At 64.1% G+C, this 20,573-nt stretch carries 21 protein-coding genes and 1 pseudogene; 13 read left to right on the top strand and 9 right to left on the bottom strand.

Annotated features, from left to right (window positions below):
• Positions 1 to 49 precede the first annotated feature (49 nt).
• Genes G7077_RS06340 through G7077_RS06330 form a run of 4 tightly spaced genes read left to right on the top strand, consistent with a single transcriptional unit; the run spans position 50 to position 2,980 of the window.
• A complete protein-coding gene (locus G7077_RS06340) occupies positions 50 to 862 on the top strand; it encodes a TIGR04290 family methyltransferase (protein ID WP_166410965.1) in 813 nt (270 codons plus the stop codon).
• Positions 859 to 1,167, top strand: coding sequence for a hypothetical protein (locus G7077_RS14095; RefSeq protein ID WP_246167451.1), 309 nt, complete (start codon positions 859 to 861; stop codon positions 1,165 to 1,167). The genes G7077_RS06340 and G7077_RS14095 overlap by 4 nt, the downstream gene beginning before the upstream one ends.
• On the top strand, positions 1,164 to 1,871 hold the full coding sequence (locus G7077_RS06335; RefSeq protein WP_246167449.1) for a glycoside hydrolase 5 family protein: 708 nt from the start codon (positions 1,164 to 1,166) through the stop codon (positions 1,869 to 1,871). The genes G7077_RS14095 and G7077_RS06335 overlap by 4 nt, the downstream gene beginning before the upstream one ends.
• The gene (locus G7077_RS06330; protein ID WP_166410964.1) at positions 1,871 to 2,980 is read left to right on the top strand and encodes an inositol-3-phosphate synthase; all 1,110 of its coding nucleotides are present in this window, start codon (positions 1,871 to 1,873) and stop codon (positions 2,978 to 2,980) included. The genes G7077_RS06335 and G7077_RS06330 overlap by 1 nt, the downstream gene beginning before the upstream one ends.
• A 5-nt stretch (positions 2,981 to 2,985) precedes the next feature.
• On the opposite strand, the gene G7077_RS06325 is transcribed toward G7077_RS06330, so the two are convergent.
• Complete coding sequence (locus G7077_RS06325) at positions 2,986 to 3,846, bottom strand: hypothetical protein (RefSeq protein ID WP_166410963.1); 861 nt, start codon at positions 3,844 to 3,846, stop codon at positions 2,986 to 2,988.
• A gap of 108 nt (positions 3,847 to 3,954) precedes the next feature.
• Here G7077_RS06325 and G7077_RS06320 point away from each other — a divergent pair, with 108 nt between their 5' ends.
• Genes G7077_RS06320 through G7077_RS06305 form a run of 4 tightly spaced genes read left to right on the top strand, consistent with a single transcriptional unit; the run spans position 3,955 to position 9,150 of the window.
• The gene (locus G7077_RS06320) at positions 3,955 to 4,137 is read left to right on the top strand and encodes a DUF3008 family protein (RefSeq protein ID WP_166410962.1); all 183 of its coding nucleotides are present in this window, start codon (positions 3,955 to 3,957) and stop codon (positions 4,135 to 4,137) included.
• Between the two features lie 40 nt (positions 4,138 to 4,177).
• On the top strand, positions 4,178 to 6,613 hold the full coding sequence (locus G7077_RS06315) for a glycoside hydrolase family 95 protein (RefSeq protein ID WP_166410961.1): 2,436 nt from the start codon (positions 4,178 to 4,180) through the stop codon (positions 6,611 to 6,613).
• A 33-nt stretch (positions 6,614 to 6,646) separates the two neighbouring features.
• Complete coding sequence (gene nhaA / locus G7077_RS06310; RefSeq protein WP_166410960.1) at positions 6,647 to 7,858, top strand: Na+/H+ antiporter NhaA; 1,212 nt, start codon at positions 6,647 to 6,649, stop codon at positions 7,856 to 7,858.
• A complete protein-coding gene (locus G7077_RS06305; RefSeq protein WP_206367710.1) occupies positions 7,855 to 9,150 on the top strand; it encodes a hypothetical protein in 1,296 nt (431 codons plus the stop codon). The genes nhaA and G7077_RS06305 overlap by 4 nt, the downstream gene beginning before the upstream one ends.
• On the opposite strand, the gene G7077_RS06300 is transcribed toward G7077_RS06305, so the two are convergent.
• The 5 genes from G7077_RS06300 to sucC all read right to left on the bottom strand — a co-directional run bounded on the left by G7077_RS06300 (position 9,147) and on the right by sucC (position 13,163).
• Entirely contained in the window at positions 9,147 to 9,695 is a 549-nt protein-coding gene (locus G7077_RS06300) for a phytanoyl-CoA dioxygenase family protein (protein WP_206367709.1), read from the bottom strand. The two genes, G7077_RS06305 and G7077_RS06300, sit on opposite strands and share 4 nt — an antisense overlap.
• 138 nt (positions 9,696 to 9,833) lie before the next feature.
• A complete protein-coding gene (locus tag G7077_RS06295; RefSeq protein WP_166410959.1) occupies positions 9,834 to 10,763 on the bottom strand; it encodes an electron transfer flavoprotein subunit alpha/FixB family protein in 930 nt (309 codons plus the stop codon).
• Positions 10,760 to 11,509 (bottom strand): electron transfer flavoprotein subunit beta/FixA family protein, encoded by a 750-nt coding sequence (locus G7077_RS06290; protein ID WP_166410958.1) that lies wholly within the window; start codon positions 11,507 to 11,509, stop codon positions 10,760 to 10,762. Before G7077_RS06290 ends, G7077_RS06295 begins: the two co-directional genes overlap by 4 nt.
• Positions 11,506 to 11,967 (bottom strand): GFA family protein, encoded by a 462-nt coding sequence (locus G7077_RS06285; RefSeq protein ID WP_206367708.1) that lies wholly within the window; start codon positions 11,965 to 11,967, stop codon positions 11,506 to 11,508. The genes G7077_RS06290 and G7077_RS06285 overlap by 4 nt, the downstream gene beginning before the upstream one ends.
• Positions 11,964 to 13,163, bottom strand: coding sequence for an ADP-forming succinate--CoA ligase subunit beta (gene sucC / locus G7077_RS06280; protein WP_166410957.1), 1,200 nt, complete (start codon positions 13,161 to 13,163; stop codon positions 11,964 to 11,966). Before sucC ends, G7077_RS06285 begins: the two co-directional genes overlap by 4 nt.
• Before the next feature lie 93 nt (positions 13,164 to 13,256).
• Here sucC and dinB point away from each other — a divergent pair, with 93 nt between their 5' ends.
• From dinB to G7077_RS06260, 4 genes are all read left to right on the top strand, one after another.
• Positions 13,257 to 14,294, top strand: coding sequence for a DNA polymerase IV (gene dinB, locus G7077_RS06275; protein ID WP_246167508.1), 1,038 nt, complete (start codon positions 13,257 to 13,259; stop codon positions 14,292 to 14,294).
• A 165-nt stretch (positions 14,295 to 14,459) separates the two neighbouring features.
• Complete coding sequence (locus G7077_RS06270; protein ID WP_166410955.1) at positions 14,460 to 15,002, top strand: CarD family transcriptional regulator; 543 nt, start codon at positions 14,460 to 14,462, stop codon at positions 15,000 to 15,002.
• A gap of 931 nt (positions 15,003 to 15,933) precedes the next feature.
• On the top strand, positions 15,934 to 16,659 hold the full coding sequence (locus G7077_RS06265; RefSeq protein ID WP_166410954.1) for a head GIN domain-containing protein: 726 nt from the start codon (positions 15,934 to 15,936) through the stop codon (positions 16,657 to 16,659).
• Between the two features lie 34 nt (positions 16,660 to 16,693).
• Complete coding sequence (locus tag G7077_RS06260) at positions 16,694 to 17,383, top strand: GIN domain-containing protein (protein WP_166410953.1); 690 nt, start codon at positions 16,694 to 16,696, stop codon at positions 17,381 to 17,383.
• Between the two features lie 3 nt (positions 17,384 to 17,386).
• On the opposite strand, the gene G7077_RS06255 is transcribed toward G7077_RS06260, so the two are convergent.
• The 3 genes from G7077_RS06255 to mgtE form a co-directional block, all read right to left on the bottom strand.
• Positions 17,387 to 18,058: a CADD family putative folate metabolism protein gene (locus G7077_RS06255; protein ID WP_166410952.1), complete on the bottom strand. Its 672-nt coding sequence runs from the start codon at positions 18,056 to 18,058 to the stop codon at positions 17,387 to 17,389.
• 62 nt (positions 18,059 to 18,120) lie between these two features.
• Positions 18,121 to 18,540 carry a DUF1489 family protein gene (locus tag G7077_RS06250; RefSeq protein ID WP_246167447.1) on the bottom strand — a complete coding sequence of 140 codons (420 nt, stop codon included), beginning with the start codon at positions 18,538 to 18,540 and terminating at the stop codon, positions 18,121 to 18,123.
• A gap of 22 nt (positions 18,541 to 18,562) precedes the next feature.
• Positions 18,563 to 19,939 carry a magnesium transporter gene (gene mgtE, locus G7077_RS06245; RefSeq protein WP_166412365.1) on the bottom strand — a complete coding sequence of 459 codons (1,377 nt, stop codon included), beginning with the start codon at positions 19,937 to 19,939 and terminating at the stop codon, positions 18,563 to 18,565.
• Positions 19,940 to 20,107: 168 nt separating this feature from the next.
• Here mgtE and G7077_RS06240 point away from each other — a divergent pair.
• Positions 20,108 to 20,571 (top strand): annotated as a pseudogene (locus tag G7077_RS06240) (peptidylprolyl isomerase).
• Positions 20,572 to 20,573 lie beyond the last annotated feature (2 nt).

The following is a 20,573-nucleotide window of genomic DNA, read 5'->3' as shown; positions in this document are numbered from 1 at the left end:
CGAGGTTATTTCCCATCCGAAAAGACCGGCATCGTAGGGGCGTTTACGAATGAGTTTTGCGGAGCCGGGTGTCGTGCCGGCGACTTCCGATAATCTTCAGGACCGCATTCATTCGCTCGGCCCATGGTTCCACAACATAGAAGTAGCTGGGATCTGGACGGCGCCCGACCATTTCCTCGGTGACTATCCGGCGCAGAAGTTCGCGCGCTTCGAGAGCGTCGTTCCCAAGGATCTCACCGGCAAGAGCGTGCTCGATATCGGCTGCAATGCCGGCTTCTATTCAATCGAGATGAAGAAGCGCGGCGCGGCGCGGGTGGTCGGGATCGACAGCGACGACCGCTATCTGGCGCAGGCGCGGCTGGCCTCCGACGAACTGGGCTTCAGCGACATCGAATTGCGCAAGCTGGACGTCTACCAGGTCGGCGAGCTGGGTGAGCGCTTTGACCTCGTGATCTTCATGGGCGTGCTTTACCACTTACGGCATCCGCTGCTCGCGCTGGATCTGATCCGCGAGCATGTCGCGGGCGACCTGATGCTTTTCCAGACGCTTCAGCAGGGATCCGACGAGGTTGCGGATGTGCCTGAGGACCATCCTTTCTTCGTTCCGGGCACGACGACCAAGCCGCCGATCTTCGACGATCCCGGTTACCCCAAGATGCACTTCATCGAGAATTCCTACGCGAACGACTGGACCAACTGGTGGGCCCCGAATGCTGCCTGCAGCCAGGCGATGCTGCGCTCCGCCGGGTTCAGCATCGAGGCCAATCCCGAGCCCGAAGTCTATCTGTGCCGCGTCGCGCCCGTTCCGTACGCCAAGTACGGGCCTGCCGCCGTGTATCCAGCCAAGGGAAGTGAAGCGTGATCGAAGCCGCGATGATCTGGAATGAGCCGAACAACAAATCCCATTGGGATCCGGCCATCGATCCAGACTGGAAGATGTTCGCCGACCATGTGATCGCCGCCGGCAACGCCATCCGCGCGGTGAACCCGCAGATGACCCGGGTGCTGGGCGGCATGTCGCCGATCGACACGCATTGGTTGAAGCGGATCGAGGGCATGGCGCGCTCGACGCCGTCGACGTGGTCGCGGTGCACGGCTTTCCGCTCGACTGGAATCTGTGGCCGCTCAGCGCCTGGCCGGACAAAATCGATGAGATCCGGGCGGTGACCGACAAGCCCGTGTGGGTCACCGAGGTGGGCGTCAGCAGCTTCGGCGCCGAGGAAGTGCAGGCGTTCGGAATAGAACGCACCATCGAGTTGCTTAAGGCTGCGGGCGTTCCGCGTGTCTTCTGGTATTCGCTGTTTGACCTGCCGCAGAGCTGGGGCGCGGAGACTCGGCATCGCGAGGCGGAAGGATCGTCTTACTACCGCCATTTCTACCTTGGGCTGATCCGCGAAGACGGCACGCCCAAGCCGGCGCTGGACATCTACGCCAAGCATGCCGCCGAAATCGGGCTGATGCAGTGGTTCCACTTTCACGATCCCCGCCTCGACGAGGCAGTGGAGACCATGAAGCGGCTGGGCACCCGGCGCATCCGCACGGGCCTCAGCTGGGCTGACAGCTTCCGCCCGAACGCAATCGACTGGTTCGACCGGCAGATGGAGGCACTGGCGGACTTCGACGTGACCGTGACCTTCTGCTTCACGCCTGAGCATCTCGGCATCGAGCCGCACCACACCAGCGCGGCCAAGGACCCGCAGGCATTCGCCGACTTCTGCGCCTGGATGACCGACCGTTATGCGCCGGCCGGCGCGGCGGGTGACGTGAAAGCGCCCGAAATCCCGGCCGGTTTCGAGGTGCAAGCCCCCGAGCTGTCCCCCCTTCATTTCAATCGTGATGAGCGGCTTGCCGCCGAACGGAGCGCTGCCTGATGTTGAACCCTACCCGCCCCATCAACGTCGCGCTGGTCGGCGTCGGCAATTGCGCAAGCTCGCTGGTGCAAGGCATCGCCCATTACTCCAACGGCGGCGCGAACGAGCAGATCGGGCTCTCCCACTGGGACTTGGGCGGCTACCGGCCCAAGGACCTGCGGGTGGTCGCCGCCTGGGACATCGATCGCCGCAAGGTCGGCCGCGACGTCGCACAGGCGATCTTCGAAAAGCCCAATTGCACGGCCGTCTTCTGCGATCATGTCGGCGAGACCGGTGCGGTGGTGCGCATGGGCAAGGTTCTCGACGGCTACTCCGACCATATGGCCGGGCACGACGACGGCCGCACCTTCCTGCTCGCCGACGGTGAGCGCGAGCCGACCCAAGAAGATGTCGTCGAAGTGCTGCGCGAGACCGGCACCGACGTGCTGGTCAACTATCTCCCTGTCGGGTCGCAGCAGGCGACGGAATTTTACGCGGAGTGCGCGCTGGAGGCGAAGGTCGCCTTCGTGAACTGCATCCCCGTGTTCATCGGCAGCGATGAGGGTTGGGCGAAGCGCTTCGAGGAAGCGGGCGTTCCGGTCATCGGCGACGACATCAAGGCGCAGGTCGGTGCCACCATCGTCCACCGCGTCCTTACCGACCTATTCCACAAGCGCGGCGTCAAACTCGACCGCACCTACCAGCTCAACACCGGTGGTAACACCGACTTCCTAAACATGCTCAACCGGGAGCGGCTGAAGTCCAAGAAGATCAGCAAGACGGAAGCGGTGCAGTCGGTCACCGAGCATCGCCTCGATCCCGAGAATATTCACGTCGGCCCATCCGATTACGTCGCCTGGCAAAACGACAACAAGGTCTGCTTCCTGCGCATGGAAGGGCAATTGTTCGGCGGCGTGCCGATGAACCTGGAGCTTCGACTCTCGGTAGAGGATTCGCCCAACAGCGCCGGAGTTGCCATCGACATGATCCGCTGCGCCAAGGCCGCAAAGGATCGTGGGCTGAGCGGCGCCATCCACCCGGCATCAACCGCCTTTTGCAAGCATCCGATGCGGCAAGTCCCGGACGACGAGGCCTTCAAGGATCTCGAGGCATTTATCCGCGGGGAGTGAGGCCGCTAGGGCGAAGTCGGTTCATCCATCTTCGCAACTGCGGGCGGAGAAGCGCTTAGCGGACCGCCGAGGAGCAGCACCGCGTCATAGTGCGCTTTTGGATCCTCCATCAGCTCAATGCGAGGGGCATGGGGCGGCTTGGCCGTCCCCAGACCGCGGGAACCGCACTTGAGCTTGCCTTCCAGCACGATGCAATTCCAAACAGTCCCGCCGCTGCCGTCCACGTTGATGGTTAGTCGTTCAGACGATGGCAGGTAGGCAGCCGCCGGTTTGTCGCGGCAGAGCGGCAGTCGAGCGGCATGACAATTGCCGACAAACGCGAGAACCATCTGGTTCGGATCGGAGGAAGCAGATTGAAGGATCTGCGCCATTGTTTCCTCATACTTCGCCATTTCGAGCGCCGGGCGCCAAGGTTGAAACGCCACCACCCGCTCGACGACACCACGGTGGTGGAGTCTCCGAAGCTCATCGAGCATCTGGAGATACGCCTGGCTTCCGCGGCCGTCTTGCATTTGTTTGTCATGCCACATCTCGCTTGCGGTCAGCGCGGCTATGGCCTTGGGACCGCCGTCCGATTCCATGTAGGCGTCGATAGCCGCCTGCTCTCCTTCCGGTCGTTCCACGGCCACGACAACCGGCCGCTTAGACGTTGCGGCGTGACATACGATGTCGACAAAGGCCGCGGGCATTTCGTTCGTGCCGTGCTGCTCCCCGACAATGATCCAGCGCAGCCCGGGACGCTCCAAAAGCTGTTGCAACCCGCTGATCGGTTCGCAGGAGAATTGGTCGCGGGACGTTGGAGCAGCCCCCGCGCCCGCGGCGCCCAAGGCGGCTGCGGCTAGACCAAGGATGAGACGGTTCAACATCGATCACTCCCAAGTGATCCGGCGTGAGAAGTGTGCGGCGATGCGCTGCCTTGCGCAAGAGGAAGCCGACGCGTTGCTCGTGCGTTAAAGCGACGAAGGAGATCAAGCATGCCTGCTAAATCCGGAGCGCAGCAGAAGGCCGCGGGCGCCGCTTTGTCGGCCAAGCGCGGTGACACGCCCAAGTCGAAGCTCAAGGGCGCGTCCAAGCAGATGGCGGACAGCATGAGCGAAAAAGAGCTGGAAAAGATGGCGTCGACCAAGCGCAAGGGTAAGCCCGAGCACGTGCGCTAGCCACGCTTGCGGCGGCGGCGGCAGCCGTTAGGCTGCGGCCATGGAGAAGGATGTTTTTCGCTTAGGCCGGCGGTCTTTTCTTGGCGCGTCGGCGGCGCTGCCGCTCGCCGCCCAAGCATCGGCCGCGCAGACGGCTTCGGCCCGCAACGACAAGGATGCGCTGGCGCTTCGCTACGACCGGCCGGCGGAGGCCTGGGTGCAGGCCCTGCCAATCGGCAATGGGCGGATGGGCGCGATGCTGTTCGGCGGGGTCGCGCAGGAACGGCTGCAACTGAATGAAGACACGCTGTGGGCGGGCCGACCTTATACACCCGACAATCCCGAGGCACTCGCCGCGCTGCCGGAGGTGCGCCGGCTAATCGATGCCGGCCGCTTCAAGGATGCGGAGAAGCTCGCCAGCGCAAAGATGATGGCCAAGCCGCTGACCCAGATGCCGTACGGCACGCTGGGCGACCTGTTCCTGACCTTCGACGATCCGTCGGCGCCGCGGCGCTACGAGCGTCGGCTGGACCTGGCGGATGCCGTCCAGCGCACGACCTATTCGGCCGCGTCCGGGCAGATCGTTCGCGAAGCCTTCGCATCGGCACCGGACCAGCTCATCGCCCTGCACATGAGCGCCACCGGCAAGCAGCGGATCGGCTTCGCGCTTTCCTATCGCGGTCCTCGCAAAATCTCTCTGCGGCCCTCGGATTTCCAAGGCACCGCTACGGGCGTCGACCACGGTCGTGCCGCCGACTGGTTGGGGAAAGTCGCGGATCCTGCGGACACCCATGGTGCTGCGGTCACCGCCACAGGCAACCAGCTCCTGATCGTCGGCAAGAATGGGGCAGCCGCTGGCGTCGAGGGTGGGCTGAGCTATGCGTTGCTCGCGCAGATCGTCACAGACGGCAAGTTGGTGGCAAGCGGCGGCCAGTTGCGCATTACTGGCGCGCGGAGCGTCACCTTGCTCGTGACCGCCGCCACCTCTTTTCAGCGCTTCGACGATATCGGTGGAGATCCCGAGGCGATCGTCAGGGATCGGATGCGGGGGGCCACGGGCAAGTCCTTCGCTGCTCTCCGCCGCGTGCATGTCGCGGACCATCGTGCCTTGTTCGACCGCTTCTCGATCGACCTGGGAAGTGCGCCCACCGGGCTGACAACCGACCGCCGGATCGTGCGGTCGGAGAGCAAGGAAGACCCTGCGCTCGCCGCCCTTTATCTTCAGTACGCCCGTTACTTGCTGATCGCCTCGTCACGACCGGGCACACAGCCGGCGAACCTCCAAGGCATCTGGAACGAGGGCACCGAGCCGCCGTGGGGAAGCAAATATACGATCAACATCAACACGGAGATGAACTACTGGCCGGCCGATCCGGCGAACCTGGCGGTCACCGTCGAGCCCCTGCTGCGGATGGTCGAAGAACTGAGCGTCCGCGGCGCAGCGACGGCCAAGACGATGTACGGCGCGCGGGGCTGGGTCGCGCACCATAATACCGATATCTGGCGGGCGGCGGCGCCGATCGACGGGCCGCAATGGGGGCTGTGGCCATGCGGTGGCGCCTGGCTGTGCACGACGCTCTACCAGCACTGGGAATATAGCCGCGACCCGCGCCTGCTCGATCGGCTCTATCCTCTGATGCGGGGAGCGGCTCTGTTCTTCCTCGATGCGCTGGTTGAGGATCCCAAAGGGCGCGGGCTCGTCACCTCCCCATCCGTGTCACCGGAAAACCCGCACCCGTTTGGGACTGCACTCTGCTCCGGGCCGGCGATGGACCGCCAGATCGTCCGCGACCTATTCGACTTTACAACTGCCGTGGCCAAGGAGCTCGGCAAGAACGAGCCTTTGCTTGGCCAGATTGCGTCGGCGAGAGCGCGGCTTTCGCCCGACCGGGTCGGCAAGAGCGGCCAGTTCCAGGAGTGGCTGGAGGATTGGGACGACCTCGCCCCCGAGCAGCAGCATCGGCACGTGTCCCAACTCTATGCCGTCTATCCCAGCGAACAGGTCAACGTCCGCGACACGCCGGCACTCGCGGAAGCGGTCAAGGTCACGCTCCGGACGCGCGGCGATCTTGCGACCGGCTGGGCGACGGCATGGCGCGCCTGCCTGTGGGCACGGCTCGGCGACGGAGACCATGCGCATGACATCCTCAAGGGCCTGCTCGGCCCCAAGCGCACCTATCCCAACATGTTCGACGCGCATCCGCCCTTTCAGATCGACGGGAATTTCGGCGGCGCGGCGGCGATCATGGAAATGATCCTGCAAAGCTGGGGCGGCGAGCTGAGGCCCCTGGCTGCCCTGCCTCAGGCCTGGCCCAGCGGCAGCGTTCGAGGCATCCGGGCCAAGGGCGGGCTGACGGTGGACCTCTCTTGGCGTGACCGGGCGCTGGCGACGATGACGGTCAAGGGGCCGCCGCATGCCAAGGTGCCGATCCGCTATCGAGGACAGGTGCGGACGCTGGACCTGCGCGCGTCCGGGATAGCCCGCTTCCCGGCATAGCGCCGCGCGAAAGCGGCGGCTAAGGTCGCGGCCATGGCGGACGCGGGGGACATTCAGCGCTCGGAAAAGCGCGCGGGTCTGCTGCTGATGGCTGCCGCTGCCGCCGCGCTGCTGCTCGCCAACGGTCCAGCTGCCGGCGGCTATGATCGCATTCTCCACCTTCACCTCGGCCCCTCCCTGCCGCGACTGGGCGTGCCGACGGTCCACGAATGGGTTGCCGATGGGTTGATGGCGATCTTCTTCCTGCTCGTCGGGCTGGAGGTGAAGCGGGAGTGGTTCGAAGGGCGGCTTTCGACGCCCGCCGAACGGCGGCTGCCCATCGTCGCAGCCGCGGCGGGGATGGCGGTGCCAGCGCTGATCTATCTTGCGGTAACGGGCTTCGATCCCGCGCTCGCGCCCGGGTGGGCGATCCCCTCGGCGACCGACATTGCCTTTGCCGTCGGAGTGCTGGCATTGCTTGGCGACCGAGCGAGCCCGTCGCTCAAGCTTCTGCTGGTTGCGATCGCCATCGTCGACGACATCGGCGCGGTGATCATCATCGCGGTCGCCTACACCGCAGACCTCGATGCAACTGCGATCGGCATTGCGCTGGCGATCACCGGCGCGATGGCGCTGATGAGCCTGTTCGGGGTGCGGCGGCTGTGGCCCTTCCTGGTCGGGTTCGCCCTGCTGTGGCTGGCGATGCTGGCGAGCGGCATTCATGCGACCATTGCCGGAGTGGTGGCAGCGCTCACCATTCCGCTCGGGCGAGGCGAACCGCAATCGCCTCTTCGGCATCTGGAGCATGCCATTCACCCCTGGGTGATGTTCGGGATCATGCCGCTGTTCGGACTGGCAAGCGCCGGGGTTCATTTCGGCGGGGCAGCCGCACTTTCGGGCGCGCTGCCGTTGGGGATCGCTTTGGGCCTGTTCGTCGGAAAGCAGCTTGGCGTCTTCGCGGCGGTGTGGCTGACGGTGAAGCTGACGGGATCGGTGCAGCCGCCTGGCACGCGTTGGACCCAGATTTACGGGGCGTCTCTGCTCTGCGGCGTTGGCTTCACGATGAGCTTGTTCATCGGCGCGCTCGCCTTTCCGGGCGAGCCGGATAAGGTGGAGGCAGCGAAGATCGGGACGCTGGCCGGGTCCCTGCTGTCGGCGGTTGCGGGCTTTGCAGTGCTGCGGTTCGTGAAAACGGTGCCGGCCCTTGCCGGTGATGATGCCGAAGCTCGTGAGATTTTCGGCGAGGATGTGGAGGAACGTTCGTGAAGAAGTTGCTGATTTCGGCCCTTGTTGCCGCGACCTTCCTCCAGCCCGCAGGAGCGCAGCGGCGGCCGGACAGTTTGAACGCGGTGGCCCGCGACTACGTCGTACTCCAACTCGCCATCGGCGAAAAGGAAGAGGGCTATATCGACGCTTACTACGGACCGGCGGCGCTGAAGGCGCAGGGCCAGGCGCTGGCGAAGCGCTCGAACCTTGCCGCACTACGCTCGGCGACTCGGGCGCTCAGCGCACGCGTGGCGAGGCTGAGCAGGCCCGGTGCCGGCCCGGATGCACGCCGCGCCCGCTTCCTGGCTGCCCAGCTGACTGCGGCCGACACGCGGCTGCGAATGCTGCAGGGCGAGAAGTTGAGCTTCGACGAGGAGGCGCGGGGGTTGTTCGGCGTCGTGCCCGATCTCAAGCCCTTGTCCTTCTACGATCCCGTGGTGGCGGAGATCGAGCGGCTGGTGCCCGGCACCGGTCCGATCGGCGACCGCGTCGACGCTTTCCAGAACCGCTTCACCATTCCCAAGGATCGGCTGAAGCCGGTGTTCGATGCCGCGATTGCAGGTTGCCGCGCCGAGACGCTGAGCCATTTCAGGATGCCACCGGGCGAGCGGTTCGACCTGGCCTTCGTCACCGGCAAGAGCTGGTCGGGCTATAATTACTATCAGGGCGGCTATCATTCCAAGATCGAGGTCAACACCGACCTGCCGATCCGGATCAGCCGTGCCGTCGATCTCGGCTGCCATGAGGGCTATCCCGGGCACCATTCGCTGAATTCGTTGCTGGAACAGAAGCTGACGCGCGGCCGTGGGTGGATTGAAGACAGCGTCTTCCCGCTCTTCTCCCCGCAGGCGATCATCGCGGAAGGCTCGGCCAATTACGGCGTCGAGCTGGCCTTTCCGGGCAAGCGCAAGGTCCAGTTCGAAACGCGCACGCTCTACCCGCTCGCCGGTCTGCCGACGGCGGATGCCGACCGCTACGACGCGCTTTTGGAAGCAACCAAGAAGCTCGGCGGCGCCCGGATGACCATCGCTCGCGAGTTTCTTAACGGCAGGATCAGCGAGGCGGAAGCAGTGGCGCTCACCCGCAAGTACCAGCTGATGAGCGAGGCGCGAGCCAAGCAGTCGGTGAGCTTCACCAAGCAGTACCGGACCTATGTGATCAACTACGGCCTCGGCCAGGACATGGTCCGGGCCGATGTCGAGAGCCGCCAGGGCGAGGCGGCGCGATGGAAGCGGTTCGAACAGATCATTAGCGAGCCGACGCTGCCGAGTGATTTGCGGGCGAAGCGTTAGTCATAGAGGTAATCTTCGCCGACGGCCCATTCGAGACCGCCGGGTAGCTCGTCAGCAGAATAGTCGAGTTGCAAGACTCGGCGCCTGCCTCCGCTTTGCTGCTCGCCTGATGCATGAACGATGGCCGTATTGTACGCCCAAACATCTCCCGCTTCAGCCAAACACACCACCTCCGCTAGGTCGGTCGCAGCTTTTTCCACTTGTTCATTGGTCAGTCGACCAAGCCGATGCGAACCTGCGAGAACACGAAGCGGGGCATTGTCCTGATCAACGCGGTCCAGATGTATGCGGAGGGTAATCATACGCTGTGTGATTTCTTGGGGCGGCTGGACGTGCAGCTGGCCAGACTTCACCGACCATGCGGTGAAGCCGGGAACATCGATGCGCCGTTGCACGGATATCGTGCGGTCCTGATGCCAACCAAGACGCCAGTTCACCTCCGGCGACTTGTCGAGCAGCAGCGCTCGGCGCGGGCGAGCCTCGGGTCCAAGCAAGGCGCCGGCAATCGACCCGACATCGCCCGAAACCGTAATCAGGTCCGCCACTCCGCTGAGGTCGGATTTTGTAAGCCGCAGGCCAGCGGTATAGCGGGAAACAACGCTGCGAGCCGCTTGAGATCGGACGAACTCAGCACCGCGGGGAAATAGGCAGCTCCCGTGTCGACCAAGCTCAAGACCGGGGCCTCACAACTTTTCGGTTAGCTCCGGCACGATCTTGAAGAGATCCCCGACCAGGCCGACGTCGGCGATCTGGAAGATGGGGGCGTCCTCGTCCTTGTTGATGGCGACGATGGTTTTTGCATCCTTCATGCCCGCCAGGTGCTGGATGGCGCCGGAGATGCCGACCGCGATGTAGAGGTCGGGGGCGACGATCTTGCCGGTCTGGCCGACCTGATAGTCGTTGGGTGCATAACCGGCATCGACCGCGGCGCGGCTGGCACCGACGGCGGCGCCGAGCTTGTCGGCAAGCGGGTCGATGAGAGCGTGGAACTGCTCCGCGCTGCCAAGTGCCCGGCCGCCCGAGACGATGAACTTGGCGCTGGTCAGCTCGGGCCGCTCGCTATGTTCGGCTTCGAGGCCGACGAAGGTGGACAAGCCTACGTTCGAACCGCCGCCGACTTGCTCGATAGTACCGGAGCCGCCCTCGGCGTCCGCCTTCTCGAAGGCGGTGGTGCGGACGGTGATGACCTTCTTGGCATCCGACGAGCGCACGGTGGCAATGGCGTTGCCGGCGTAGATGGGGCGCGTGAAGGTGTCTTCGCTCTCGACCGAGAGAATGTCGCTGACTTGCATGACGTCGAGCAGAGCGGCGATGCGCGGGGCGATGTTCTTGCCGGTGGTGGTCGCCGCGGCGAGGAAGACGTCGTGGCTTTCCATCAGCTGGACGGCGAGCGGCGCGACATTCTCGGCAAGCGCATGCTGGAAGGCGGCGTCGTCGCCGACGTGGACCTTACCAACGCCCGCGATCCTCGCAGCCTGCTCGGCGACCGGGCCAACATCAGACCCCGCGACCAGCAGATGGACTTCGCCAAGCCTGGCAGCGGCAGTGACGGCGGCGAGGGTGGCGTCCTTGAGTTGCCCGCCTTCATGTTCAACGAGAACGAGGCACTTCATCCGACCACTCCCACTTCGCGCAACTTGTCGACTAACTCGTCGACGCTCCCGACCTTCACGCCCGCTTGGCGCTTCGAGGGTTCGCTGACCTTCAGCGTTTCGAGGCGGCGGGTGATGTCGACGCCGAGCTCGTCCGCGGTGCGGTTGGCGAGGGGCTTGGACTTGGCCTTCATGATGTTGGGCAGCGAGGCATAGCGCGGCTCGTTGAGGCGGAGATCGGTGGTGACCACCGCCGGGAGCTTCAGCTGCACCGTCTCCAGGCCGCCATCGACCTCGCGCGTGACGTTGACGGTCTCGGCCGACGGCTCGACCTTGGAGGCGAAGGTGCCTTGTGGCCAGCCGAGCAGGGCGGCGAGCATCTGGCCGGTCTGGTTGCTGTCGTCGTCGATCGCCTGCTTGCCGAGGATCACCATGCCGGGCTGCTCCTCGGCGGCAATCTTGGCGAGGATCTTGGCGACGGCGAGCGGCTCAACCTCCTCATCCGTGGTGACGAGGATGGCGCGGTCGGCGCCCATGGCCAGCGCAGTGCGGAGCGTTTCCTGCGCCTTGGCCGGGCCGATGGAGACGGCGACGACTTCGGTCGCGACGCCCTTTTCCTTGAGACGAATGGCCTCCTCGACGGCGATCTCGTCGAAGGGGTTCATGCTCATCTTGACGTTGGCGAGATCGACGCCGGAGCCGTCCATCTTCACCCGTGGTTTGACGTTATAGTCGATGACGCGTTTGACCGCGACCAGCAGCTTCATGGTGTTACCTCTCCATCCCACGCCGCATATTCCGCGGCGAGGGCTTCGAACTCATGGGGTTCAGGCACTGTGTCGTACCTTTTGCATGCGCCGCTGCTGGCCCAGGGAAGCTTTTCGGTCAACCAGCAGTCGAGGAAGGCCCGGCGTCCCGACGCGTCCTCCAGCATGGGTGAGCGGATGTTGACGTAATCGTCGAGCCCTTCGGGAACGGTCCACAGCCAGCTGAGGCAGGAGGCGCAGAAGCTGTGCCGGGTGCCGCCTTTCAGGCCACCGATGTCCGTTTCGCCAGACAGCTGCTCAAATTGAACGGCTGGATAAAGGCTACTGAGCGAAAAGGCGCTGCTGCTCATCCGCTGGCAACCGGTGCAGTGGCAGGCAAAGGTCAGGATGGGCTTGCCGGTGACCGCGAAGCGAACGGCCCCGCAGCGGCAATGCCCTTCCTGACGCTCTTGCCTCAAGCGGCCTTCTTGACCTCCGCAACGATCTTCTGCGCGGCGTCGCCGAGGTCGTTTGCGGCGACGATGGGCAGGCCGGACGATGCGAGAATGTCCTTGCCCTGCTGGACGTTGGTGCCTTCGAGGCGGACGACCAAAGGCACGTTGAGGTTCACTTCACGCGCGGCGGCGACGATGCCGTCGGCGATGATGTCGCACTTCATGATCCCGCCAAAGATGTTGACGAGGATGCCCTTCACCGCCGGATCGCTGAGGATGATCTTGAACGCCGCGGTGACCTTTTCTTTGGAGGCGCCGCCGCCGACGTCGAGGAAGTTGGCCGGGAAGGCACCGTTCAGCTTGATGATGTCCATGGTCGCCATCGCAAGGCCGGCGCCGTTGACCATGCAGCCGATGTCGCCGTCGAGCTTGATGTAGGCAAGGTCGTACTTGGACGCCTCGATCTCCATCGGATCCTCTTCGGTGAGGTCGCGCAACTCGGCCAGATCCTTGTGGCGGAACATGGCATTGGAATCGAAGCCGACCTTAGCGTCGAGGACCATCAGCTTGCCATCGTCGGTAACGGCCAGCGGATTGATCTCGATCTGCGAGGCGTCGGTGCCGAGGAACGCGTCGTAAAGCTTGGCGAGCACGTTCTGCGCCTGCTTGGCGAGGTCGCCGGTAAGGCCGAGCGCGGCTGCAACGGCACGGCCGTGGTGCGGCATCAGGCCGGTCGCCGGATCGATGGTCAGCGTCTCGATCTTCTCAGGGCTATCATGCGCCACGGCTTCGATATCCATACCGCCTTCGGTGGAAGCGACGATCGCAATGCGGCCGGTCTCACGATCGACGAGCAAGGCGAGATAGAATTCCTTGGCGATGTCCACACCGTCGGTAATGTAGAGGCGCTGCACTTCCTTGCCGGCGTCGCCTGTCTGGATGGTGACCAGAGTCTTGCCGAGCATCTCTTCGGCATGGGCGCGGACTTCCTCAACCGACTTGGCGAGGCGGACGCCGCCTTTCGAGTCGGGGCCGAGCTCCTTGAACTTGCCCTTGCCGCGACCGCCGGCGTGAATCTGCGCCTTTACGACCCAGAGCGGCCCGGGCAGCTTGCCGGCCGCTTCGGCGGCTTCGTCGGCGGACATGGCGGCGTAACCGGCCGGGACCGGGACACCGAACTTGGCGAGCAGCTCTTTGGCTTGATATTCGTGGATGTTCATGACGCGCGGCCTTAAGCAGATGTGCGCCGCCATTGCAAAGTCGCGCGAGTGACAGAAACTCACAATCCGACCCGCAAGATCATCCACGTCGACATGGACGCTTTCTACGCGTCGGTGGAGCAGCGCGACGATCCGGCGCTTCGGGGCAAGCCGGTCGCGGTCGGCGGAGGGCATCGCGGGGTCGTGGCGGCGTCGTCCTATGAGGCGCGCAAATATGGGGTGCGGTCGGCGATGCCGTCGGTCACCGCCAAGCGCCGATGCCCGGAGCTGATCTTCGTCAAGCCGCGCTTCGACGTCTACCGCTCGGTATCGCTGCAGATCCGGGACATCTTTGCCGACTTCACGGACAAAATCGAACCGCTGAGCCTCGACGAAGCCTATCTCGACGTCACCGAGGACCGGCACCAGTTGGGTAGCGCGCGGGCGATTGCGGAGGAGATCAGGCGGCGCATCAAGGAAGAGACTCAGCTGACCGCGTCGGCCGGCGTGTCCTATTGCAAGTTCATCGCCAAGCTGGCTTCCGACCACCGCAAGCCGGATGGTCTTTGCGTGATCACGCCAGACAAAGGGGCGGAGTTCGTCGCATCGCTGCCGGTCAGCCGCTTCCATGGGGTGGGGCCGGTCACCGCGGCGAAGATGGAGCGGCTGGGAATCCACACAGGCGCCGACCTGCAGCGGTGGACCATGCCGGAGCTGGAGGCGCATTTCGGTAGCTCGGCGAGCTGGTACTGGCGCATCTGCCGCGGCATCGACGAGCGGGAAGTCCGGTCGGAGCGCGGGCGCAAGTCGGTGAGCGCCGAACGGACCTTCAACGAGGATATCAGCGAACCTGAGGCCCTGATGGCCGAGCTGGAGCGTGTCGCTGGCTATGCGTGGGAGCGGATCGAGCGGGCGGAGGCCGCAGGGAGGACCGTGACGCTGAAGGTGAAATATGGGGACTTCACGATCATCAGCCGATCAAAGAGCTTCGGCGCGCCGGTCACGGACAAGGGGGCATTCCTGGCGGCGGGTCAAGGGCTGTTAACCGCCCTTTTGCCGGTGCCGAAGGGCATAAGGTTGTTGGGTCTTGGGCTTCACAATCTGACGGATGAAGAGCCAAGCGCACCGGCCCAGCTCGGACTGGCAATTTGATTTAATTTCTGCTATATAATTGTCACATCAGGCCGCTTGCCGATTCACAAGAAGCGGTCGTTAGCAGGAACCACACACAGACGGGCAGCCGCGACCACGGGTCGTTTTGGGGGACGATACGGGTTGTGTCGGCTCAAAGTCCGTCTGAATTCAGAAAGGTGAGTAATGGCTGCAAAGGCGCTTAGCTTCGACGTTGGCGATTATGTCGTATACCCCAAGCACGGTGTTGGCCGCGTCGTAGAACTGCAAAGCACCGAGATCGCCGGGACCCGTCTCGACCTCTATGTTCTGCGTTTCGAAAAGGAAAAAATGACGCTTCGCGTGCCCGTCGCGAAGGCGGACTCGGTCGGCATGCGCAAGCTGTCGTCGGACAAGACGATGAAGGACGCGCTGGAAACGCTGAAGGGCAAGCCCAAGGTGAAGCGCACCATGTGGTCGCGGCGTGCCCAAGAATATGAGGCGAAGATCAACTCGGGCGACCTGACGTCGATCGCCGAAGTGACCCGCGACCTGTTCCGTCCGGACGATGCGCCGGAGCAGAGCTATTCGGAACGGCAGATCTTCGAGGCGGCCTCCTCGCGCTTGGCGCGTGAGCTCGCCGCGATGGAGCAGGTCGATGAGCCGACCGCGCTGAAGAAGATCCTGGAGATCCTCAACAAGGCGGCTGTGATCCATCACAAGTCGAAGGAAGAAGCCGCCGCCGAGTAAGCGGCCGGTTCACCTGGTGACGCAAAGGGGCGGGTCCGCAAGGGCTCGCCCTTTTTGTTATCGGGGGTGAATGTCTGCTTTGGGTGGAAAGCGGACCTTCGCGCTACATTGCTGGCGTCCAAATGGATTAGTGATCTCATGTGGGTTGTGAGCTGAGGAGCAAGGGCAGATGGCAGGCGTGGGTTTCGGTCTTCTAGTAGTTGGCCTCCTCACTCTGTTCTTCATGCATCTCACCCAGTCTTCGCCTGGCGACTTATCAGGCGATCACTCGACTGAGAGTCCGGAAAGGTTCCGAGCTTTCCAATTCGCATTCATTGGCATTGTGATCGCAGGAGTGATTCTGCTTCTTTTTGCCTCGGCAAAGTGGGCGGTGGGCATTCGGTAACCATTTTGGGGAAAGCGGACGCTGTTGATTGGGGCGCTTGCGTGCGCCACCGTCAGTCTATGAACGAGCACGAAAGAGGCTTCCTCGCCTTCCTCGCTGAACCAAGCAGACGACGCATGGAGACCCTACTTGAGTTGGGCGAGAAGCACAGGGAGCACGCTCGGTCATTGCTGCACCATGCTGTTCGACTCGACCCTCGCTATGCGCAGCATCTGATAGGCAGCGACGCGTTCTTAGCCCCTGTCGAAGCCATGCTGCGGAAGAGGGGCGCTCCCGTAACCTGTTATGTCTTCGCCGCTAGAAGCGACTTGGATGGGCGAGAGATGCCTTTGAAGGAAGCGCTCGAAGCAATCATCGGTATAGGCAACGGAGCGTTCGTCTCGTGCATCCCCGGTCGGCTGGGCTTCTATGAATACGAGAGCATGAAGTCGTCTTACCTCCTCCAACGCTAATGTCCGCTATGGGTCGAAGGCAGACATTCGCGACCGCCCTTGATCTCACTGGCCGACTGTATTACATCAGCAATACACAGGCAGGAGATATGCGATGCGGCAGACTTCCACGTTCGGGGCGATCGTCGGCGCCTTGATGACGGCGGCGTGCAATCATGCGGGGGCGCAGGATGCTGGGCCGGAGACGTCGCGCAGCTTCACGGTCGGCGACTTCGACCGGATCGAGGTCAGCGGGCCCTATGACGTCGACGTGCGCACAGGCGGCGCGGTATCGGTGTCGGCCAAGGGGCCGGAGAATATCATTGAGAGGATGGACGTGGTCGTCGAGGGCGGCCGCCTGTTCATCCGTCCACGCAAGGACGGGCAGTTCAACATCAACTGGGGCAGCAGCGGCCATGTGACGGTGCAGGTGACCGTGCCGAGCCTGCGCGGTGCCGAGGTGGCAGGATCGGGCGACATCAAGGTCGACAAGGTTCAGGGCGATCGCTTCGAGGCATCGATTCGCGGCTCGGGCGACATCGCGGTCGATCATGCCGAGGTGCAATCCTTTGCAGCGGTCGTGACCGGATCGGGCGACGTGCGCGCAGCCGCCGGCCGGACGAATGCGGCGGAGCTGACGATCAACGGATCGGGCAAGATCGATGCAGCCGGTCTCCAGGCCCAGTCGGCATCCACCACCATCAAGGGGTCGGGCAATATCGCGGCCTATGCCAGCGGCACCGCGGAAGTGCGGATTTTCGGCTCGGGCGATGTCGAGATCAAAGGCGGCGCGAAGTGCCAGGTGACGAACAAGGGGTCGGGCAACTTCCGCTGCTCTTAGCTTCACGTTAACCACGTTCGGGCAGGAGGGTGGAATGCGCATCCTCCTGCCCTTTTTTTTGCTTGCTGTCGCGGCTCCGGCCGGCGCGGCGGAGCGGAGCTTCACGGTTACGGGCTTCGACAAGATCCGCGTCGACGGCCCGTTCAAGGTCACGCTGGCGACCAACGTCGCACCATTCGCGAAGGTGCGCGGCGACGCGCGAGCGCTCAACGGCGTCAGCATCGACGTCCAGGGACGCACCCTCATCGTCCGGCCCGACCGCGCGGCCTGGGGCGGCTACCCGGGCGATCCGGAAAAGCCGGTCGAAATCGCGCTCGGCACGCACGACTTGGCCTCGGCCCTGGTGAACGGATCGGGAAGCCTCTTGATCGACAAGGTGCGGGGGTTGAAATTCGATCTCTCGGTCGCCGGAGCCGGGTCGGCGGACATTGGCAGGATGGACGTCGACCAGCTTCGGATCGGGCTCGTCGGCACGGCCACCAGCCATGTTGCGGGCAAGGCATTGACCCTGACCACGTCGGTCGACGGCGCGTCGATGCTTCAGGCGGCGGATCTTAGTGTCAAGGACGCGACCATTCTGTCGAGCGGTCCGGCAAAGGTGGAGCTGACCGCGACCAACACGGCCAAGGTCACCGCCCGCGGGGCGGCGAACATTGTGCTTCAGGGGCGGCCCGCCTGCACCAGCCGGCTCGAAGGCTCGGCTGGCGTGACGGGCTGCAAATAAGGCTTACTGGAGGGCGGCGGAGGCTTCGACGCCGGAGAGGAAGTTCCACAGCGCACCGGCGAGTTCTTCGCCGGCTCGGATCGCCTCGAGCTTCTGGTCTTCCGGCAGACGGTCAAGCAGCTGGCGGCAGACTGCGCTATGTTCGACGTCGGCCGACTTGTGGACCTCGAAGAAGCGCAGCGTTTCGTCGTCCTTGACATCGTAGCGCTCGATAAGGCCGTCGATCTTGGCCGAGGCGACGCCCGGGAACTGGCTTTCATAGGCGTAGAGGGCGCCGAGACCGGCGGCGTAGGATTGACGCGACAGCTTGCGGAAGGTGTCAATCAGCGCCTGCGTCTCCAGGTTAAGCTTTTGCGACTTCACCGCGCCCTCGGTCTCTCCGAGGCCGCAGGCGAACATCATCCACAATGTGGCATGGTCCTGCTTACCAGTGTCCAGGCCTTCTTCCTCGGCCAGGTTTTCGGCGAGCATGCGGCGGCCGTCGCGGTCGGGGCAGTTGCTGTGCACGGCGCTGACCGCCTGCGGGAAGGCCTCGACATGGTGGAAATATTGGCGGGCATAGTCGCGCAGGGTCTGCAGCGGCAGGCGGCCCTCGGTCCACGCTTGGTAGAAGGGATGGCTCAGCATGGCGCGCTCGGCGACTTTGGCGTCGATGGCGGTTGAGACGGTGATCATGTGGAGCCTCCCTTGGTGCGGTTTCCCCCTCCGTTACCGCCGCAACCGGAAGCGAACAAGCGTCAGACGAGGGCAAGCTCGGCAAGCTTGCCGAACAATGCGGGCGGCAATTCGCCTAAGCCAGTAACATCAACATCTTGCGCGGCATGGGCATCGATCTCGTAATATCGCCAACCCTGGTGGGCGCGGCGCGCGATCGGGATGATGGGCATCAAGTCGGGCGAGCAGACAATGTCGATTCGCCCGTCGGAGCGATCGTCGAAGCGTAGGATCTGCTGGCAGGCGATCATGCGGTGCTTGACGATCCAGTAGAGCGAGCCTCCGATCAGCTCGGCCGCCCGCTTGGGGCGCATGCGTGTGACGACGCGAACTTCGCCTGCCTCGACCCGGCCGGCGATGCGGGTCTGAAGGCGCGGCAAGTCGGGGCAGGCGAATGCCACCTTGGTGAGATGCAGAGTCGGCACGAGGCCAAACATGTGCATTTAGCACTGCAATGACAATGGTTTAGGCGATGTGGAGGAATGCCGCTGCAAGGCCGAGGACGGCGAAATAGCCGACCGAGTCCGTAACCATGGTGACGAAAACGGACGAGGCAACTGCGGGGTCGGCGCCCGCCCGTTCCAGGGTCAAAGGCACCATCACGCCCGCGCACCCGGCGACGATGATGTTGGTCAGCATCGCGGCGGCGATCACCGCGCCGAGCGGAAGCGCCAACGGGTCGTGGAAGATCAACCCGAAGACGATCGCAACGCCGGCGCCGATCAGGCACGCGATGGTCAGGCCGTTGAGCAGTGCCACGCGGACTTCGCGTCCAACGGCGCGCCAGCGGTTGGAGCCGGTGAGTTGGTTTGTCGCGATGGCGCGAACGGTAACGGCGAGCGTCTGTGTTCCCGCATTTCCTCCGACCCCCGCCACCATCGGGCCGAGCGCGACGAGGATCGCGAAACGCTCGATCAGCCCTTCGAAGTTGGCGATGACGAAAGCGGTCACCAAGGCGGTAAGCAGGTTTGCGACCAGCCAGCGGACGCGGGCACGATAGCTTTCGGTCACCGGCTCGTTGATGTCGCCCTCGCCGACGCCGGACAGCAACAGCGCGTCCTCGCTCGCTTCTTCCTGGATGATGTGGACGATGTCGTCGACCGTGATCATCCCGACCAGCCGCCCGGTTCCGTCCGTCACCGCCGCAGATACGAGCGCATATTTCTGGAAGCGGAGCGCCACGTCCTCCTGATCCATGTCGACGGGAATCAATGTCTGCTCTTCGAACATGATGTCCGAAACAGGCATCTTGCGCGGCGCGCGCAGGATGGAGGACAGCTTACAGGTGCCGACCGGGTGATGGCCGGGATCGACGACGAAAACTTCCCAAAAGTCTTCGGCCAGATCCTTGCCGGAGCGCAGATAGTCGATGACCTGACCTACGTTCCAATGTTCGGGCACCGCGATCAGGTCGCGCTGCATGAGGCGGCCGGCGGACTCCTCCGGATAGGTGAGCGCTTCCTCGATCGCGGCGCGGTCGTCCGGCTCCATGGCGCGGAGGACGGCGCGCTGCTCGTCCTCTTCGAGGTCCTCGATGATTGCGACGGCATCGTCGGTGTCGAGCTGTCCCGCGAGGTCGGCGACCTGCTGCGGCTCAAGCGCGTCGAGCAAAGCCTCGCGGACGTGCTCGTTCATTTCCGCAACGACGTCGGCGTCGACGATGCCGGCGAGCGCCCGGACCAGGCCCTCGCGCTCATCGCGGGCAGCGAGCTCGATCAGGTCGGCGACGTCGGCGGGATGGAGCGGCTCGACAAGTTCCCGGGCGGTCTCGTCATCGCCGTCGGCAACGGCATCGAGGACCCGGTCGACGAATTCCGGACGAAGCCGGTCTTCGGCGTCCATCGGGGTCTCGTCCTCGACCTCGGGGGCAAGGCGGCGATATGCTCGCTTTCGCTCATCACCCACTCCCCGGCTGCAGACGTGGCCGCTCTATTGGCGGGGCGCTCTGGCGCAAGGCGGGAACGGCTCCTACATGCGCCCTTCCGATTTTGACTGCAGGAGTATGTTCCGATGGCCGACGGCGACCGCCTTACCCTTTCCCTCGACAGCGGCGGCGATGTCGTCATCCGGCTTCGGCCTGACCTCGCCCCGGCCACGTGGCGCGGATTACGGAGCTTGCGGAGCAGGGCTTCTACGACGGCGTCGTGTTTCACCGGGTGATCCCCGGCTTCATGGCGCAGGGCGGCGACCCGACCGGCACGGGTACGGGCGGCTCGCCGCTACCGAACCTGAAGGCGGAGTTCAGCGCCGAGCCGCACACCCGCGGCGCCTGCTCGATGGCGCGGACCAGCGATCCCAACAGTGCCAACAGCCAGTTCTTCATCGTCTTCGACGAAGCCACCTTCCTCGACCGGCAATATACCGTCTGGGGCAATGTCGAGAGCGGCATGGAGCATGTCGACGCGCTTCCCAAGGGCGAGCCGCCGCGGACGCCGGGCAAGATCGTCAAGGCGACGGTGCAGCGGGCCAGCTAAGC

It is taken from the genome of Sphingomonas piscis (assembly GCF_011300455.1).
Taxonomy (GTDB): Bacteria; Pseudomonadota; Alphaproteobacteria; order Sphingomonadales; family Sphingomonadaceae; genus Sphingomicrobium; species Sphingomicrobium piscis.
The sequence above is the reverse complement of the archived record's forward strand: the minus strand, read 5'-3'. Positions and strand labels throughout refer to the sequence as shown.

What these genes read in the sequence shown, in the direction of transcription:
- G7077_RS06315 (WP_166410961.1), top strand. Translation starts at nt 4,178, where the DNA reads ATGGAGAAGGATGTTTTTCGCTTAGGCCGGCGGTCTTTTCTTGGCGCG.
- G7077_RS06295 (WP_166410959.1), bottom strand. Translation starts at nt 10,763, where the DNA reads ATGAAGTGCCTCGTTCTCGTTGAACATGAAGGCGGGCAACTCAAGGAC.
- G7077_RS06265 (WP_166410954.1), top strand. Translation starts at nt 15,934, where the DNA reads ATGCGGCAGACTTCCACGTTCGGGGCGATCGTCGGCGCCTTGATGACG.
- mgtE (WP_166412365.1), bottom strand. Translation starts at nt 19,939, where the DNA reads ATGGACGCCGAAGACCGGCTTCGTCCGGAATTCGTCGACCGGGTCCTC.
- G7077_RS06325 (WP_166410963.1), bottom strand. Translation starts at nt 3,846, where the DNA reads ATGTTGAACCGTCTCATCCTTGGTCTAGCCGCAGCCGCCTTGGGCGCC.
- G7077_RS06250 (WP_246167447.1), bottom strand. Translation starts at nt 18,540, where the DNA reads ATGCACATGTTTGGCCTCGTGCCGACTCTGCATCTCACCAAGGTGGCA.
- G7077_RS06330 (WP_166410964.1), top strand. Translation starts at nt 1,871, where the DNA reads ATGTTGAACCCTACCCGCCCCATCAACGTCGCGCTGGTCGGCGTCGGC.
- G7077_RS06255 (WP_166410952.1), bottom strand. Translation starts at nt 18,058, where the DNA reads ATGATCACCGTCTCAACCGCCATCGACGCCAAAGTCGCCGAGCGCGCC.
- G7077_RS06260 (WP_166410953.1), top strand. Translation starts at nt 16,694, where the DNA reads ATGCGCATCCTCCTGCCCTTTTTTTTGCTTGCTGTCGCGGCTCCGGCC.
- G7077_RS06270 (WP_166410955.1), top strand. Translation starts at nt 14,460, where the DNA reads ATGGCTGCAAAGGCGCTTAGCTTCGACGTTGGCGATTATGTCGTATAC.
- nhaA (WP_166410960.1), top strand. Translation starts at nt 6,647, where the DNA reads ATGGCGGACGCGGGGGACATTCAGCGCTCGGAAAAGCGCGCGGGTCTG.
- sucC (WP_166410957.1), bottom strand. Translation starts at nt 13,163, where the DNA reads ATGAACATCCACGAATATCAAGCCAAAGAGCTGCTCGCCAAGTTCGGT.
- dinB (WP_246167508.1), top strand. Translation starts at nt 13,257, where the DNA reads ATGGACGCTTTCTACGCGTCGGTGGAGCAGCGCGACGATCCGGCGCTT.
- G7077_RS06290 (WP_166410958.1), bottom strand. Translation starts at nt 11,509, where the DNA reads ATGAAGCTGCTGGTCGCGGTCAAACGCGTCATCGACTATAACGTCAAA.
- G7077_RS06340 (WP_166410965.1), top strand. Translation starts at nt 50, where the DNA reads ATGAGTTTTGCGGAGCCGGGTGTCGTGCCGGCGACTTCCGATAATCTT.
- G7077_RS06320 (WP_166410962.1), top strand. Translation starts at nt 3,955, where the DNA reads ATGCCTGCTAAATCCGGAGCGCAGCAGAAGGCCGCGGGCGCCGCTTTG.